Raw genomic sequence first — 15,032 nt, 5'->3', positions numbered from 1 at the left:
TTCGGCTTCGGCTTCGGCTTCGGCTTCGGCTTCGGCTTCGGCTTCGGCTTCGGCTTCGGCTTCGGCTTCGGCTTCGGCTTCGGAAAGTTCTTCTTCTACGGTCTCAGTCGGGTCAACAGTCGCATCGTCCTGTTGCAGTTCGGGTTCGACGACGTCATCTGCCTTGGGGGTCTCCACCGGCTTTTCTTCGGACTTTTTCTTACCAGCCACCGCAATATTCCCCTTATCGAATCCAAATTCAGATGAATAACAGCCCTGGTTAAGTTAATCGGGGACCGCGCCACCCTCAACCCGCAACGCATGTTTCACAAGCTTTTTGACAGCCTTACGCATTTTCTTTGGTGTCGGCTTCTTTGCGATCTTCAGGCGCGCATAGTCCAATGAATAAAGGGGATCCGCCGTAGCCTGACTAATTGCGGCCAACCACAAAGGCGCGGATCCGGTCCAAATATCGGCAAAATGTCGCGCCGTTCTTGGCGAAAAAAGCGGTGCGATCACCGGCGAATCCAGATCTGCCACCCGGGTCGCTTCGGATGTTAGCGGCAACAGCAATTGCTGGTAGACCGGCAGTTCCCGCACCGTCAGGCCGGATTCGGTCAGTCGACCGGCAACATTGCCGCGCGTGTTCTCACCCCTCAAATGCAACAGCGGGCTTTTGGGCCTCCGCTTGAGCAGATGTCCCACCAGTTCTTCCGCCGTGGCCCCGACTATTTCGGCCTGCCAGCCGCAACCTTTTGCGGTACTGGTCGTTGTCGGTCCGACGCAGAAAGCGGGCAGGTTGCGGTCCACACCTTTCAAGGCCGCCGCGTTCACCGCATTGGCCGATGTGAAAATCAATCCCTGCACACCCTCGGTCTCAACGGCAACCGGTAGAGGTCGGATTTCCATGATCGGGGAATAGATGACCTGAACCCGAGTTCTGGTGCGGGTCGGCAACTGCGCAACGAACCTTTCAGAGGCGGCGCGCGGGCGGGTCATCAACAAATACAACGTGCGGCCCCTTGGCCCTTCAGGATTGTTTGCATCCGCGCAGGGTGATACCCCGCCGTAGGATCATGATGCAACGGATCAGGGTGATGGTGCAAACACTTACCGTACTGGGATTGGAAAGCAGCTGTGACGATACGGCCGGAGCCATCGTGCGCCAAACGACGGGCGCCGAAGCCGAAATCCTGTCATCCGTGGTACATGGCCAAACCGAACTGCACAGTCCTTTTGGCGGCGTCGTGCCTGAGATCGCAGCCCGGGCGCATGCGGAAAAGCTGGATGTCTGCGTTCTGCAAGCACTGGAGGCCGCGGGGCTTTCCCTGAAAGACATGGACGCCATTGCCGTCACCGCCGGGCCGGGTCTGATCGGAGGGGTCATGTCCGGCGTGATGTGCGCCAAGGGGATCAGCGCGGCAACCGGTCTGCCGCTGGTGGGTGTCAATCACCTTGCCGGTCATGCGCTGACACCGCGACTGACGGACAACATTGCCTTCCCCTACCTGATGCTTCTGGTGTCGGGCGGCCACTGCCAGTTCCTGATCGCCCACGGGCCCGAACATTTTACCCGCCTTGGCGGCACCATCGACGATGCGCCGGGCGAGGCCTTCGACAAAACCGCCCGCCTGCTGGGCCTGCCGCAACCTGGTGGCCCTTCCGTCGAAGCCGAGGCGCGCGCCGGTGATCCCAAACGATTCCGGTTTCCAAGGCCGCTTCTGGACCGGCCCGGTTGCGATCTGTCCTTTTCGGGATTGAAAACGGCTTTGATGCGGATGCGCGACCAGATCGTGAACGAAAAGGGTGGTTTGACGCGCCAGGACCGCGCAGATCTGTGCGCTGGATTCCAGCAGGCGGTTGTGGACACATTGGCCGAAAAGACCCGACGCGCAATCGATCTGTATCTGGAAAACTCTCCGTCTGAACCCGTGATTGCCGTCGCCGGAGGAGTTGCCGCCAACTCGGCCATTCGATCCGAATTAGAGTCTGTTTGTGCTGAAAAAGACACCAGGTTCACCGCCCCCCCGTTGGCGTTGTGCACGGATAATGCTGCGATGATTGCCTATGCTGGCCTGGAACGCTTTCGTACCGGCGCACGGGACGGGCTGGATCTGACCGCCCGCCCTCGCTGGCCTCTGGATCAGCACAGCCCGGCCATGCTGGGCGGCGGCAAGAAAGGGGCCAAGGCATGAGCGTATCCGTTCTGGGATCCGGTGCGTTTGGTACTGCTCTGGCAATCTCGCTGGCAGGCAACGGGCCGGTGACACTGTGGTCAAGAAACGCCGATCAGGCGAAGCAGATGCGCGCGGCGCGCGAAAACGCAACCCGGCTGCCCAACATCGCCCTACCCGCGGACATCACCGTGACCGCGGACATCGCCGAGGCGCTCAGGGCTGACACGCTCTTGTTGGCTGTGCCAATGCAGAAATTGCGCAGCGCTTTGCAGGATCACGCCCCGGTCCTGCGTGGCAAGACTCTGGTGGCCTGCTGCAAGGGAATTGAACTGACCTCGGGGCTTGGACCTGTCGCGGTCATCAAAGAGGTTGTCCCGGATGCCCGCATCGCGTTGCTGACCGGGCCCAGTTTTGCAGATGACATTGCACACGGCCTGCCCACCGCGTTGACGCTGGCTTGCGAGGATACGGAACTTGGCAAGGCGCTTCAGGCCGAACTGACGACGGCGAACCTGCGCCTCTATCGCACCACAGACACGGTCGGCGCCGAACTTGGCGGCGCGCTGAAGAATGTCATGGCCATTGGCTGCGGGGCCGTCATCGGCGCAGGTCTGGGAGACAGCGCCCGGGCGGCCTTGATGACCCGCGGGTTTGCCGAGATGCAACGCTTTGCCGCGATGCGCGGCGCGCGTCCCGACACCCTGATGGGTTTGTCCGGGCTAGGAGATCTTGTGCTGACCTGCTCGTCCGAACTGTCCCGAAACTATCGTTTTGGCCTGAGTTTGGGTCTGAATCAGCCCTTCGACAGTCAAACGACGGTCGAAGGCGTCGCCACCGCCCGCGCCATGTCGGACATAGCCGCCAAGGAAGGGCTGGATATGCCCATCAGCACCACGGTGGCGGACCTGAGCCATGGCGCCTACAGTGTCACCAAGGCCATTCAAAACCTGCTCAATCGACCCCTCAAGGAGGAATAACATGCTGATCGCCCTCATCGCTCGTGACAAACCCGGCGCGTTGCAAACCCGATTGGACAACCGCTCGGCCCACCTGGCTTATATCGAAGAAACCGGCGTCGTGTCACAGGCCGGACCACTGCTGGACGGCGATTCCATGATCGGCTCATTGATAATCCTCGACGTGGAAGACCTGGCCGCAGCACAGTCTTGGGCCGATAGCGACCCCTACGCGAAGGCTGGATTGTTCCAATCGGTCGAACTGATCCCGTGGAAAAAGGTGGTCGGTTGATGGCCTATTGGTTGTTCAAATCGGAACCGTCGACCTGGAGTTGGGATCAGCAAGTCGCGAAGGGTGATGCGGGCGAGGAATGGGACGGCGTTCGCAATTATCAGGCGCGCAATTTCATGCGTCAGATGAAGGTTGGGGACCGGGGGTTCTTCTACCATTCGCAAAAGGACAAATCCGTCGTGGGCATTGTCGAGGTCTGCGCCGAGGCCCACCCCGACAGCACCACCGATGACGAACGGTGGGAGTGCGTGGACATCAAGGCCGTGCGGCCTTTTTCCAAACCCGTAGCGCTGGACCAGATCAAGGCGGACGAGCGTCTGGCCAATATGGTGCTGGTGAAGAACTCTCGCTTATCGGTGCAACCCGTGACCGAGGATGAATGGCGGATAATTTGCATGCTGGGTGAAACGCAGCCTGACTGAATGGGAACATGTCGTCAGGTGCAGAACTTCTCAAACACCTGGCAAGATGGTATCTTTCCTTGGGCTTTGCCGAGTGGGGGCTTGTCGATCGCTTATCCTGCAATCGCGCGCACTTGGCAGTGTCCGAATAAAGTTCGGTCTTTCTTGAAAGCATGGACCCATGTCTGACGAAGAAGGCGGCAATGGGGTATTCGAAGACGCCGTTGCTGCGAAGAATTCAAAAAACTGGGAAGCGCGCCTGAAAGAGGCGCGCGAAAAGCGTGCCAGAGTGCTCAGCGGGGCGCAGGGTGAAGCGCAGGAAAAACCCGCCCTGAAACCTTCCGAGACAGAGCATCTGTCCCGGCCCGACGAAACCAAAATCGAAGAGATCGTATCAGACCGGGTCCGTTCCCTGCATTTGGAAGAACCAAAAAACAGGAAAAAACCATTAGTTAGAGCAGGTATTATTCTGGCCGCTTTGGTTTGCGGCGCGGTGCTGCAATGGGGTGTCACCAATATTGCCGGAATTTGGCGCTCTACCAGTGGAACGCCCCCACCCAGCCTGGATGCGGCTACGGAAACTTTGCCTGAAATCGAGGAACTGCTTTCAGACAGAGAGTCCATTGTCAGAATTGATGAGCCACTGGCCCCACGAGACACACAAGCAGAAGAAGAACCCACCGATCCAGCGTCTTCGCAGGACGCACCCGTTTCCACCCTCCCGATCATCGAAGAGGCCGAGGATGCGATCACAGGCGCATCTCGCGACCAGAGCGTCTCGGTTGAGGCGGTTGTGACGTCACCGGTTCCTGCTGAAGACATTTCGAATGCGGATGGCCAAAGCGAGTTGGAACCAGGATCCCCAGGCCCGGAGCCGGCCTTGTCTTTGTCTCCGCCAGCCATATTCATTCCGCCACAGCTCGAGCCCATCTTGGCCACCGCTTCTTCAGCGGATGTTCAAACCTTGTATCCAGCTTCTGCGGAACCTCCGTGGCGCTACTCCAACCGGTCGAACAAAGACAACTTTTCGCAGGTATCCTTGATGATTTTGGACCCTGCCCTGCAAGAGATCACATTATCTGCGGCCCCGTCTTATGCAGAGGTAAAACCGCTTTCGCCCGCTCAATCCCCCATTGATCTGGAAGTTTCGCTTTTTGTCCCGTCGAGAGTGTCACAAGAAGCCAGTAGCCGGGCTTACGAATTGCTTACACAGGGCCGTGCGACAGTTGTATCAACAGACCGCGTGGGTTTCCGCGTCCGAGAAACACAGGTTCGATTCTATCATCCAAGCGACGCTGAAAACGCGGCGCTGGCGGCTGATGCTCTTGACGGTGTTCTGAGGGACTTCACGAATTCAGGCAACAAAACCCGCCCGGGACGGATAGAGGTTTATCTGGCAGGCAGCGGCGGTGCTTCGCAAGGGGGATCGGACCAGAAGCCCACCGAATTCGACAATTTCATTGCGCGCATTCTTGACGAACTCAGATGAGAAACGAGGGAAGGCTCTGACGATACAGAACCTTCCCTACCCCCGCGTGCTCCCTACTCACCACACGCGTATGGAAATATCTGGTTCTGACCGTCCTGGTCACAGGTTGAACTTAGCGCAGCCGAGCCCCTGGTTTCAAATGCCAAGTCTTTAAATTGAAACTCAAATTAAGTACGCCCGCCAAAATCTCGGCGGGCGCTTGGTGAATTTCGACCGGGTCAGCTGTAAACGGATTCTTTTCCGAAATGCTTGGTCAAAATATAATAGACAACGGCACGGTACTTGTTGCGCTCGGACATGCCATAGGTTTCCATGGCTTTGTTGATCCCTTCCATCAGCTCGGGGCCATCTGCCAGACCCAGCTTTTTGATCAGGAAGTTGTTCTTGACGGTTTCCAGTTCCGAGTCCTGGCTGGCCGCGACAGTTGCCGCATCTGCGTCATAGATCGCCGGACCACAACCGATGGTGACCTTGGTCAAAAGGTCCATATCGGGGTCCATGCCGCATTTGGTTTTCAGGTCTTCTGCGTATTTGGCGATCAGATCGTCGCGCTTGCCCATATCCTAGTCTCCTTGATCCGTTTACCCGGCACCTTTTACCGATGATCGAAAGACTAGCCGCGTCCAGGGCTTTTCCAAAAGGAAAAAAAACCGCGATTTCTCCCCCTTGGTCGCAGCCAGCAAGTTTCTTGCCGAAAAAATCTAGCGGCAATAGCCCCACCCCGGGCCTTGCAAGTGGAAATGATCCGCGTGCAAGCGATTGAAGTCGGGCCCAAGAACCACACGAAACCAACCGCAGGCCCCGCGCCAGATCAGTCGAAAAAAGGCGCCTTCCGGTCCGGAGCCCTGCCAGTTTGACAGCAAGGTCAGCGTCCGACCGTCAACGGTATCCACACCGACGATATCTATCGAATCCGCGCGGGCATGGCTGCTCCACCCACTGTTTTGACCCTGCGCGGTGCGTATGCGGCGGCAATTGTAACTGCCGATGTGGCGCAGTCGGGAAATGTCCGCCCCAAGCAGATCGCGTGCGGCGGGCTGCACGACGTGATGTTCCCACATGGTCAGGCGCAACGCCGTGGCGCAACTGGTTTCAACATCCTCGATCCGCGATGTCACCAATTTGGTCAGACGACCCCGACCGGCGATGCCGCAGTTCTGATCGACTATCAGGTCCGCCATCGCCTCAAACCGAACACCTGCGTCTTCCAGAGCGGCCCTGCACCGTGCTTCGCTGGCCAGCGCGCGGTTCAACTGGACCTTTGTGACGGGTGTGATCGGGGCGGTTACCTTCAGATCACGCAACGGGTTCCAGTGTGACGGTATCGGCGTTTCGGGATGCGCCAACACCCACCAGACACCACCGCCCAAAACGATCACAACAACCGCCAGCCTGAAAAGGAAAGACGCCGCCAGGTAAAAATACCGGCGGCGCCCAGATTTCTGCGTCATACCAGACGGCGATCAGTAGCGGTAGTGTTCCGGCTTGTACGGACCTTCCGGTTTGACACCGATGTAAGCGGCCTGATCCGCATCCATCTGGGTCAGCTTCACGCCGATACGATCCAGATGCAGGCGGGCCACTTTCTCATCCAGATGTTTGGGCAGGATGTAGACCTTGTTCTCGTACTGGTCACCCTTGGTGAACAGTTCGATCTGGGCCAGAACCTGGTTGGTAAACGAGGCCGACATCACGAAGGACGGGTGCCCGGTGGCGTTGCCCAGGTTCAGCAGACGGCCTTCGGACAGCAGGATGATGCGGTTGCCCGAGGGCATCTCGATCATGTCCACCTGTTCCTTGATGTTGGTCCATTTGTGGTTCTTCAGGCTGGCCACCTGAATTTCGTTGTCGAAGTGGCCGATGTTGCCGACGATGGCCATGTCCTTCATCTCGCGCATATGCTCGATGCGGATCACGTCCTTGTTGCCGGTGGTTGTGATGAAGATATCCGCGCTGGCGACTTCGTCTTCCAGCAGGGTCACTTCGAACCCGTCCATCGCGGCTTGCAGGGCGCAGATCGGGTCGACTTCGGTGACTTTTACACGGGCACCGGCACCACGCAACGACGCGGCCGAACCTTTGCCCACATCACCGTAACCGCAGACCACGGCAACCTTGCCGGCCATCATCGTGTCGGTGGCGCGGCGGATACCGTCAACCAGCGATTCCTTGCAGCCGTATTTGTTGTCGAATTTCGACTTGGTGACGCTGTCATTCACGTTGATCGCCGGGAACGGCAGGTGGCCTTCCTTGACCAGCTGATACAGGCGGTTCACACCGGTGGTGGTTTCCTCGGAAACGCCCTTGATCTGGTCACGCATCTTGGTGAACCAGCCCGGGCTTGCCGCCATACGCTTGGCGATCTGCTTCTTGATCACTTCTTCCTCTTCCGAACCCGGAACAGGGATGATGTCCTCACCCGCTTCGGCACGGGCACCCAGCAGGATGTACAGCGTCGCGTCACCGCCATCGTCCAGGATCATGTTCGGGCCGTCTTCGAACAGGAAGGATTTGTCCAGATAATCCCAGTGCTCTTCCAGCGTCTGGCCTTTGACGGCGAAGACGGGAATACCCGCCTCGGCGATCGCGGCGGCGGCGTGGTCCTGGGTCGAGAAGATGTTGCACGACGCCCAGCGCACATCCGCGCCCAGCGCCACCAGCGTTTCGATCAGAACGCCCGTCTGGATGGTCATGTGCAGCGATCCAACGATCCGCGCACCTTTCAGAGGTTTGCTTTCGCCATATTCCGCGCGCAGGGACATCAGGCCCGGCATCTCGGTTTCGGCTATGTCCAGTTCTTTGCGGCCAAAGCCAGCCAATGAAATGTCTTTAACGATATAGTCCCCGGCCATCAGGTGCTCCATTTTCCGGTAATTCACAGTCCTGGCTGCCCCTAGCATTCCTTGGGGCAGGTGGCAACTTTGAAGACTGTGATCGGAAACGATATGGCCAATATCAGCTTGGTGTGCCTTCAATTTCGATCTTTGGTATCGCTTCAAAAAAATCGGTACCAACGGCAACAATACAACTGATACCGTTCGCATTGGTTACCAAAACGGTATAACTTCCCGTTTCTTTCGAGGTCCAAACCTCCATCACCGATTGCGCGCCGCGTGTTTTTTGCAGGCCGCCAAAGGCCAATTCCTCGGCATAGTTCTCCTGCAATTTGGATATGATGTCGTCCCGTGCCGCACAATTCTGGGCAAAGGCAGGCGGCGCGGTGGCGGCCATTCCGAAGGTCAGTGCGATTGCGAATAAACGTTTGAACATGGGATGCTCCTTTCGATACGTGTTTCCGTTCGAGAGGGGCACACTGGGAGGAGAATGCACCCCCCTCAGTCTTCAATGTCGGGATCCTACCGCGCCGTTTCAAAGCACGAACGCTCAAGAAAATGTTGGCAGCATGTGACCCAGACAGGTACATCATACCATAAAAACGCGAATTGAACGTGTCCAACTTCACAAGGCATGGCAGAATGGCAACACAACCCAGAGCGTGGCAAAGGATGCTGTCGGGCCGCAGGCTGGACCTGCTGGATCCGACACCGGTGGATATCGAGATTGAAGACATCGCACACGGCCTTGCCTTTGTCGCTCGTTGGAACGGTCAGACAAACGGCGATTTCGCGTATTCCGTGGCCGAACATTCCCTGCTGGTTGAAGAGATTTTTAGCCGTATTGCCCCCAAAACACCCATGAAATGGCGTTTGGCCGCATTGTTACATGACGCGCCCGAATATGTGATCGGCGATATGATCTCGCCCGTGAAATCCGCCGTCGGACCAGACTATGGCGCGTTGGACGACCGGCTGGCGGCGGCAATCCATATACGGTTTGGCCTACCGGCTGAGGTCCCAAAAACGGTGAAGCGCCAGATCAAGAAGGCCGACAAGATCAGTGCCTGGATGGAGGCCACACAAATCGCGGGCTTTTCCGAGGCCGAAGCCACGAAATTCTTTGGCCGTCCGGACAGGGGGGTCATGGCGGGTTTACAGATCAGGCTGCGCCCCCCGGTCGAGGTGCGGCACGCCTTTACAGCACGGCACGCAGAGTTGATCGCACAGATCTGAGAGACGCTGTCCGAAGGCGGTGAGTGGTACGGGGGACTGGTGGAAAAAGATGAAAATAAAGACCGGAACCCGAGCTTTTCTTGTCGTCAACGTCGTGCTGACTGTTGTTCTTGCGGCAGCGTTGGTCGAAACCGGGTATGTTTCGAAGGCACTCAGAAAAATCTCTGGCGCGTATGTCCCGGTCACGGAAACCGATCACTACAAACTTATGGTCTGGCTGCACGAACGGCCAATTTCTCAGGCGCTGGCTTCACCTGATATTCAGATCGCTTTCATCGGTGATTCCATAATCGAAGGGTGGTTGACCAGCAACATCCTGCCCAACTCGCTGAACCTTGGGATCAGCCGCGACACCACCCCGAGCCTCATCGCGCGGGCAAAACCGGAACTGATTGCCCATGTTCCGACATGGTATCTTGGAATCGGGGTCAATGACGCTCTGACGGCCACACCTCCGGAGGAGATTGCAGAGTATGTCGCACAGTTGAAGACCGTGTTCATGCCCGCCGAAAGGTTGATCTGGCGTGCTGTGTTGCCCGTCACCGGTGCAAGCTGGACCCCGGAGAAAGAGGCGTTTCGAACGGCCTTCAATTCGGCTGTCCAACGCGCCTGTCAGGAGATGGCGAACTGCACATTTCTGACCCCGCCGGACGGGTACGGCGAGAACACCGCCGAATGGACATCGGACGGGCTGCATCCCAACGCTATCGGATATCGTCAGCTGGCGCAGCAGCTCTGCGCAGAAATCTCCTGCTCACCCTGAAGGAACTGAACGGAAACTGCCCGCAGAACTGTCCGAAGCTTGGACGGGGTTTGTTGTCACCCTGTTTCAGCCAAAGACGTAGAAGCACAATTTGTTGCCATCCGGGTCACGCACATAGGCACCATAGAACCTGTCGGGGACACGTTGACCGGGTTCGCCTTCGTCCACCGCACCCAGGCTGATTGCCTTGTCGTAAAGTTCCTTGACCTCATCCTTGGAGTCGGCTGCAAAGGCGACCATGTTGCCATTTCCGGCGACGCAGGCATCACCGTCGTAGGGCTCGCACACCGCCAGCATCGGCGCGTCTGGTCTGTTGCCGATGAACGCGATCCGGCCTGCGTCTATAACCACTTTCGCGCCCTTGCCCGCGAAAAGGCTGGTATAGAAGTCCTTGGCGCGTTCCATGTCCGAAACGCCTACGGTTACATATCCGATCATCGAGTGGTCCTGTTCTGACAATAGTTTCCAGATAGCCGAACAGTCCTCGACAGGGTCCAAGGTTACAAGTCACTAAACCGTCATCGAGCGGCCGGCCGACCTAACGAGGGCTGCGTTTCGCCAGTATCCGCTGCAACGTCCGCCGATGCATATTCAACCGTCGCGCGGTTTCAGAGACATTCCGGTCACACAGCTCATAGACGCGCTGGATATGTTCCCAGCGCACACGGTCCGCGCTCATGGGGTTTTCCGGCGGCGGGGGCATCTCGTCACCCTTTGCCAGCAATGCGTTCGTGATGTCGGTGGCGTCCGCCGGCTTTGACAGATAGTCGGTCGCGCCGATCTTGACAGCCGCGACGGCGGTGGCGATTGCGCCATATCCGGTCAGAACAACAACACGGCTATCGGGGCGTTTTTCCCGCAATACCTCGACAACGTCCAGGCCGTTGCCATCCTCAAGCCGCAAATCGACGACGGCATAAGCCGGGGGTCGGGCGGTGGATATTGCGCGCCCTGCCGCGACGGATCCTGCGGTCTCAACCTCGAAGCCACGCTTTTCCATGGCCTTGGCCAGACGTCTCAGAAACGGCTCGTCATCATCAACCAAAAGCAGGGATTTATCAGGGCCGATGTCAAGCTGAGAAGTATCTGCCATATGTTAGGTCTTTCGCTATTTCATGCTTTTGGCTCGAACATGAGTAATAGCAGCGCGGGAACAAAGGTCAAACAACCTTGTTACGACACGCCCTGTTCCAAAAAGCACTCAACCTTGTCCGCCATCTGTTCGGCCGTGTCTTCGCGCTTGAAAAACTCCAGGAATCCATCTTCGGGTGTGACCAGATATGTGAAAGTGGAATGGTCAACCAGATAGAATTCGTCGCTTTTGTCATGCGCCTTGTAATAGGTCTTGTAGGCCTTGCTGGCCGCCTTGACCTGTTCGGGCGAGCCGGTCAGCGCAATCGTCTTGCCCCCGAGATTGAAGGCATAATCGGCCATCACTTCGGGCGTATCGCGATCCGGGTCGATTGAGATGAACAACGGTGTCACCGACAACCCGCGTTCGGCCAGAATATCGACGGCCTCGGCGTTGCGGGACATGTCGAACGGGCAAACGTCCGGGCAGAACGTATATCCGAAATAAACCAGTGTCGGTTCGGTGATCACGTCTTTGTCCGTGACCGTCTCGCCCTTGCCATTCACCAGTTCAAATGGCCCGCCAATTGCGGCGGAACCCCCGGCGATCTGGCTGGACCGGCATTGTGCGAACTTGTCATCGGACCCGCCGCCCGACGTCAGAAGCCACATGGCCCCAAGTCCGCTGGCCAGAGCAAGGGTTGCGAGAATTGCGTACAGTAGACGGCTCATTTCGATTATCCGGTCGCAAGGGGTTGTTGATCGTTCCGGCCGGGACACCTATCAAGATGACCAGCCGATGCAACAGGACATAAGCAACCGATGGCAGAATCCAATCAGACTTTTTGGCGCGGCCAGGAACGCAGCAGCTGGATTCGTCTGCGGACCCTGATCCTTTTGCGATGGGTGGCCATCATCGGCCAGCTCACCGCAATCACGGTGGCGCAGCGATACTATGACGTGCAGCTGGAACTGGGCCTGTGTTACCTGGCCATCGGAATTTCGGTCATGGGCAACCTGACCGCCATTTTGCTGTTTCCGCAAAACAAGCGCCTGAGCGAGTTTGAAAACTTCCTGATGGTTCTGTTCGACCTGCTGCAACTGTCAATCCTGCTGTATTTGACCGGCGGGCTGAACAATCCGTTTGCGCTGCTTCTGCTGGGCCCGGTCACGATTTCAGCCAATGTCATGAGCACACGATCGACCCTGATCGTCGGCGCCGTTGCAATCGTTCTGACAACTGTTCTTGCGGAATTTCACCTTCCGTTGCGGACAAGCCTCGGGCTTGTTCTGGATATCCCGGATATCCTTCTGTTCGGAAACTGGGCCGCAATCATCATCGCCATCATCTTCATCGGCGCCTATTCCCACCGCGTCAGTTCCGAAGTCCAATCCATGTCGGAAGCGCTGGCCGCCACGCATATGGCGCTGGCGCGCGAACAGAAGCTGACCGATCTGGGGGGCGTCGTTGCCGCTGCCGCGCATGAACTGGGCACGCCTCTGGCGACGATAAAACTGACCAGCGCGGAACTGATTGAAGAACTTGACGATCGCCCGGACCTGAAAGAAGACGCCGCTTTGATCCGCGAGCAGGCAGACCGTTGCCGTGACATTCTGCGCGACATGGGGCGGGCGGGCAAAGATGATCTGCACCTGCGGCAGGCGCCGCTTTCGACAGTGGTGAACGAAGCGGCCGAACCTCATGTCGGTCGCGGCAAAGAGGTTCATTTTTCAGAAGGCCCCGCGCAGGACGGGGATGTTCAGCAGCCCTCGATCCTGCGCAAACCCGAGATCATTCACGGGTTGCGCAACCTGATTCAGAATGCGGTGGATTTCGCCCGTGCAAATGTCTGGGTCGAGGCCGAATGGACCGACGGCAGGATCACCGTCAGCATCATGGATGACGGGCGTGGATACCCGCCCCACATGATCGGACGCATCGGCGACCCCTTTATGCGTCGCAGACGGGTGGAATCCGATCAGAGAGCACGCCCGGAATACGAAGGCATGGGCCTGGGATTGTTCATCGCCAAAACCCTGCTGGAACGCAGCGGCGCCGATCTGGAATTCGCCAATGGTTCTGACCCTTACCAGCATCTGACTGACAACCCGGATCGGCGCGGAGCCATCGTCAAGGTGACCTGGCCTCGCAAATTGATTGACGCACAAAAAGGCGACACGCCCGTCCCTTCCGGTTCCAACACGCGGATCCAAGTGTGAATTAAGAGACCGTTAACCAATCCCACGCATAGTCTGTCCGGATGTCGTTCAGGCTTGGGGAGTTTGATGGCCGATTGGATCATTCTGGCCGCGATCAGTCTTGTTTCGTGCTGTTTCGCCGTTCTGTGGCTGCTGCCGCGCCGGGCGCAGCGCGACAAGTCTTTTGGTCTGTTTTCAAACACCTCGCTGTTTGACGCCGTATTTCTGTTCGACGGTGACCGACTGATCAGCCATTCTGATTTCGCTCTGGCCGGGTTGGAACATGTTGGAAACTGGCAGGACCTGCGGCGCCTGTTGCAAAGGGATTTCCCCACTTTCCCCGAAACGCCTGACATAGTGCGCGATCAGGGTAGAATCGTGGTATCGGCCATTGACTGCACGATCGAACGAGAAGTCGTGTGTGAGTGGATTGATGGTATCGTCCGCGTTCGACTTTGCGAAAGCGCAAAGGCCTCCCCGGCAGGACCGGCCACCCCAAGCGAACCGACCCGTCTGGCAATGGATCTGGCCCCTTATCCGGTATGGCTGGTGGACAACGACAACCGGGTGCAATGGTGCAATGCCGCCTATGTCGCACTTGTTCAAAAGGCACGTGATCAGGACACCGATCTGACTGCGCCGCTTTTTGAAAGCCCGGAGGATGCCAAAAGACCCACCGGAAAAATCCGCGTGTCGGTGGATGTGGCAGATACTGATCGCAAGCTTTGGTTCGATTTGACTCGGATCGAACACGAGAACGGTCATCTGTGCTATGCCGTTGACGTCAACGCGATTGTCGAGGCGGAGACCGCCCAGCGCAAATTCGTGCAGACCATGACCAAGACCTTTGCTCAATTGTCCATTGGTCTCGCCATTTTTGACCGCAATCGGCAACTGGCCCTGTTCAACCCGGCCCTGATCGACCTGACCTCGTTGCCGCCTGATTTCCTCAGTTGCCGCCCCAGCCTGAGCAGTTTTTTTGACCGTTTGCGCGATCAACACATGATTCCCGAGCCGAAGAATTACCGCAGCTGGCGGCGTCAGATGAACGACCTTCTCGAAGCGGCTGAAGATGGAAACTATCACGAGACGTGGTCGCTGCCATCCGGATCGGTCTATTCCGTCAGCGGGCGCCCTCATCCGGACGGAGCAGTGGCCTTTCTGTTCGAGGATATCACCGCCGAAATCACGCTGACGCGGCGCTTTCGATCAGAAATGGATCTGATGCAGTCGATCCTGGACAAACTGGCGGATGCGATTGCCGTCTTTGCGGATGACGGCACGCTGGCCTTTACGAACTACGCGTATCAGAAACTGTGGGGAGACGCACACGAGGTCGGGTTCCAAAGCGAAACGGTCACCGATGTCACGCGACGCTGGCAAGACCTCTGTATTGCCACGCCGGTTTTGGGTGAGGTGCGGGATTTTGTCGAAATGCGGGAAAACCGCGCCGAATGGACCGCTGAAATCCAGATGAGAACCGGCATTACCGTGGATTGCACCGTCACACCGGTTCACAACGGCGCGACAATCGTCCGGTTTACGCAATCCGAGTTTCCGTCGAAATCCACCGCGATGGAACAGATCAGCGCCTGAACCGGGTTGCAGCCGGTCAGGCGCAAGGCCATTGTGGCG

At 57.7% G+C, this 15,032-nt stretch carries 17 protein-coding genes and 1 pseudogene; 9 read left to right on the top strand and 9 right to left on the bottom strand.

What is annotated here, in order from left to right; all coding sequences use genetic code 11:
• A pseudogene (locus AC2FFD_RS12820) lies at positions 1–210 on the bottom strand (hypothetical protein); the annotation flags it as partial.
• A 54-nt stretch (positions 211–264) separates the two neighbouring features.
• The gene (locus AC2FFD_RS12815) at positions 265–990 is read right to left on the bottom strand and encodes a uroporphyrinogen-III synthase (RefSeq protein WP_496873238.1); all 726 of its coding nucleotides are present in this window, start codon (positions 988–990) and stop codon (positions 265–267) included.
• An 86-nt stretch (positions 991–1,076) separates the two neighbouring features.
• Here AC2FFD_RS12815 and tsaD point away from each other — a divergent pair, with 86 nt between their 5' ends.
• The 5 genes from tsaD (at position 1,077) to AC2FFD_RS12790 (ending at position 5,294) form a co-directional block, all read left to right on the top strand.
• On the top strand, positions 1,077–2,174 hold the full coding sequence (gene tsaD / locus AC2FFD_RS12810; protein ID WP_496873237.1) for a tRNA (adenosine(37)-N6)-threonylcarbamoyltransferase complex transferase subunit TsaD: 1,098 nt from the start codon (positions 1,077–1,079) through the stop codon (positions 2,172–2,174).
• On the top strand, positions 2,171–3,133 hold the full coding sequence (locus tag AC2FFD_RS12805; protein ID WP_425079484.1) for an NAD(P)H-dependent glycerol-3-phosphate dehydrogenase: 963 nt from the start codon (positions 2,171–2,173) through the stop codon (positions 3,131–3,133). The genes tsaD and AC2FFD_RS12805 overlap by 4 nt, the downstream gene beginning before the upstream one ends.
• 1 nt (position 3,134) lies before the next feature.
• Positions 3,135–3,404 (top strand): YciI family protein, encoded by a 270-nt coding sequence (locus AC2FFD_RS12800; protein WP_170345915.1) that lies wholly within the window; start codon positions 3,135–3,137, stop codon positions 3,402–3,404.
• Positions 3,404–3,826 carry an EVE domain-containing protein gene (locus AC2FFD_RS12795; protein ID WP_496873236.1) on the top strand — a complete coding sequence of 141 codons (423 nt, stop codon included), beginning with the start codon at positions 3,404–3,406 and terminating at the stop codon, positions 3,824–3,826. The genes AC2FFD_RS12800 and AC2FFD_RS12795 overlap by 1 nt, the downstream gene beginning before the upstream one ends.
• A 160-nt stretch (positions 3,827–3,986) precedes the next feature.
• A complete protein-coding gene (locus AC2FFD_RS12790) occupies positions 3,987–5,294 on the top strand; it encodes a hypothetical protein (RefSeq protein WP_496873235.1) in 1,308 nt (435 codons plus the stop codon).
• Positions 5,295–5,512: 218 nt separating this feature from the next.
• Here AC2FFD_RS12790 and AC2FFD_RS12785 read toward each other — a convergent pair whose 3' ends face one another.
• The 4 genes from AC2FFD_RS12785 to AC2FFD_RS12770 form a co-directional block, all read right to left on the bottom strand.
• Entirely contained in the window at positions 5,513–5,854 is a 342-nt protein-coding gene (locus tag AC2FFD_RS12785; RefSeq protein ID WP_170345908.1) for a DUF2853 family protein, read from the bottom strand.
• A gap of 141 nt (positions 5,855–5,995) precedes the next feature.
• Positions 5,996–6,745 (bottom strand): extensin-like domain-containing protein, encoded by a 750-nt coding sequence (locus tag AC2FFD_RS12780; protein ID WP_496873234.1) that lies wholly within the window; start codon positions 6,743–6,745, stop codon positions 5,996–5,998.
• Between the two features lie 12 nt (positions 6,746–6,757).
• On the bottom strand, positions 6,758–8,146 hold the full coding sequence (gene ahcY, locus AC2FFD_RS12775; protein WP_170345905.1) for an adenosylhomocysteinase: 1,389 nt from the start codon (positions 8,144–8,146) through the stop codon (positions 6,758–6,760).
• 103 nt (positions 8,147–8,249) lie between these two features.
• Positions 8,250–8,564, bottom strand: coding sequence for a hypothetical protein (locus AC2FFD_RS12770; protein WP_170345903.1), 315 nt, complete (start codon positions 8,562–8,564; stop codon positions 8,250–8,252).
• 206 nt (positions 8,565–8,770) lie between these two features.
• Here AC2FFD_RS12770 and AC2FFD_RS12765 point away from each other — a divergent pair, with 206 nt between their 5' ends.
• Positions 8,771–9,364: an HD domain-containing protein gene (locus AC2FFD_RS12765; protein ID WP_496873233.1), complete on the top strand. Its 594-nt coding sequence runs from the start codon at positions 8,771–8,773 to the stop codon at positions 9,362–9,364.
• A 49-nt stretch (positions 9,365–9,413) separates the two neighbouring features.
• Positions 9,414–10,127 carry an SGNH/GDSL hydrolase family protein gene (locus tag AC2FFD_RS12760; protein WP_496873232.1) on the top strand — a complete coding sequence of 238 codons (714 nt, stop codon included), beginning with the start codon at positions 9,414–9,416 and terminating at the stop codon, positions 10,125–10,127.
• Between the two features lie 66 nt (positions 10,128–10,193).
• Here AC2FFD_RS12760 and AC2FFD_RS12755 read toward each other — a convergent pair whose 3' ends face one another.
• From AC2FFD_RS12755 to AC2FFD_RS12745, 3 genes are all read right to left on the bottom strand, one after another.
• Complete coding sequence (locus AC2FFD_RS12755) at positions 10,194–10,565, bottom strand: VOC family protein (RefSeq protein WP_496873231.1); 372 nt, start codon at positions 10,563–10,565, stop codon at positions 10,194–10,196.
• 100 nt (positions 10,566–10,665) lie between these two features.
• Positions 10,666–11,220 carry an ActR/PrrA/RegA family redox response regulator transcription factor gene (locus tag AC2FFD_RS12750; RefSeq protein WP_152459641.1) on the bottom strand — a complete coding sequence of 185 codons (555 nt, stop codon included), beginning with the start codon at positions 11,218–11,220 and terminating at the stop codon, positions 10,666–10,668.
• An 80-nt stretch (positions 11,221–11,300) separates the two neighbouring features.
• A complete protein-coding gene (locus tag AC2FFD_RS12745) occupies positions 11,301–11,930 on the bottom strand; it encodes an SCO family protein (RefSeq protein WP_496873230.1) in 630 nt (209 codons plus the stop codon).
• 90 nt (positions 11,931–12,020) lie between these two features.
• Between AC2FFD_RS12745 and regB the strand changes: the two genes are divergently transcribed.
• A complete protein-coding gene (gene regB, locus AC2FFD_RS12740; protein WP_496873229.1) occupies positions 12,021–13,418 on the top strand; it encodes a sensor histidine kinase RegB in 1,398 nt (465 codons plus the stop codon).
• Between the two features lie 66 nt (positions 13,419–13,484).
• On the top strand, positions 13,485–14,993 hold the full coding sequence (locus tag AC2FFD_RS12735) for a PAS-domain containing protein (RefSeq protein WP_496873228.1): 1,509 nt from the start codon (positions 13,485–13,487) through the stop codon (positions 14,991–14,993).
• Positions 14,994–15,032: the final 39 nt, after the last annotated feature.

It is taken from the genome of Ruegeria sp. YTSC002, from assembly GCF_059609845.1.
The sequence above is the reverse complement of the archived record's forward strand: the minus strand, read 5'-3'. Positions and strand labels throughout refer to the sequence as shown.

Bases quoted from the DNA above. Each gene is read 5' to 3' on its own strand.
- tsaD (WP_496873237.1), top strand. From the start codon at position 1,077: ATGGTGCAAACACTTACCGTACTGGGATTGGAAAGCAGCTGTGACGAT.
- AC2FFD_RS12785 (WP_170345908.1), bottom strand. From the start codon at position 5,854: ATGGGCAAGCGCGACGATCTGATCGCCAAATACGCAGAAGACCTGAAA.
- AC2FFD_RS12780 (WP_496873234.1), bottom strand. From the start codon at position 6,745: ATGACGCAGAAATCTGGGCGCCGCCGGTATTTTTACCTGGCGGCGTCT.
- AC2FFD_RS12770 (WP_170345903.1), bottom strand. From the start codon at position 8,564: ATGTTCAAACGTTTATTCGCAATCGCACTGACCTTCGGAATGGCCGCC.
- AC2FFD_RS12805 (WP_425079484.1), top strand. From the start codon at position 2,171: ATGAGCGTATCCGTTCTGGGATCCGGTGCGTTTGGTACTGCTCTGGCA.
- regB (WP_496873229.1), top strand. From the start codon at position 12,021: ATGGCAGAATCCAATCAGACTTTTTGGCGCGGCCAGGAACGCAGCAGC.
- AC2FFD_RS12755 (WP_496873231.1), bottom strand. From the start codon at position 10,565: ATGATCGGATATGTAACCGTAGGCGTTTCGGACATGGAACGCGCCAAG.
- AC2FFD_RS12750 (WP_152459641.1), bottom strand. From the start codon at position 11,220: ATGGCAGATACTTCTCAGCTTGACATCGGCCCTGATAAATCCCTGCTT.
- AC2FFD_RS12735 (WP_496873228.1), top strand. From the start codon at position 13,485: ATGGCCGATTGGATCATTCTGGCCGCGATCAGTCTTGTTTCGTGCTGT.
- AC2FFD_RS12800 (WP_170345915.1), top strand. From the start codon at position 3,135: ATGCTGATCGCCCTCATCGCTCGTGACAAACCCGGCGCGTTGCAAACC.
- ahcY (WP_170345905.1), bottom strand. From the start codon at position 8,146: ATGGCCGGGGACTATATCGTTAAAGACATTTCATTGGCTGGCTTTGGC.
- AC2FFD_RS12795 (WP_496873236.1), top strand. From the start codon at position 3,404: ATGGCCTATTGGTTGTTCAAATCGGAACCGTCGACCTGGAGTTGGGAT.
- AC2FFD_RS12790 (WP_496873235.1), top strand. From the start codon at position 3,987: ATGTCTGACGAAGAAGGCGGCAATGGGGTATTCGAAGACGCCGTTGCT.
- AC2FFD_RS12765 (WP_496873233.1), top strand. From the start codon at position 8,771: ATGGCAACACAACCCAGAGCGTGGCAAAGGATGCTGTCGGGCCGCAGG.
- AC2FFD_RS12760 (WP_496873232.1), top strand. From the start codon at position 9,414: ATGAAAATAAAGACCGGAACCCGAGCTTTTCTTGTCGTCAACGTCGTG.
- AC2FFD_RS12745 (WP_496873230.1), bottom strand. From the start codon at position 11,930: ATGAGCCGTCTACTGTACGCAATTCTCGCAACCCTTGCTCTGGCCAGC.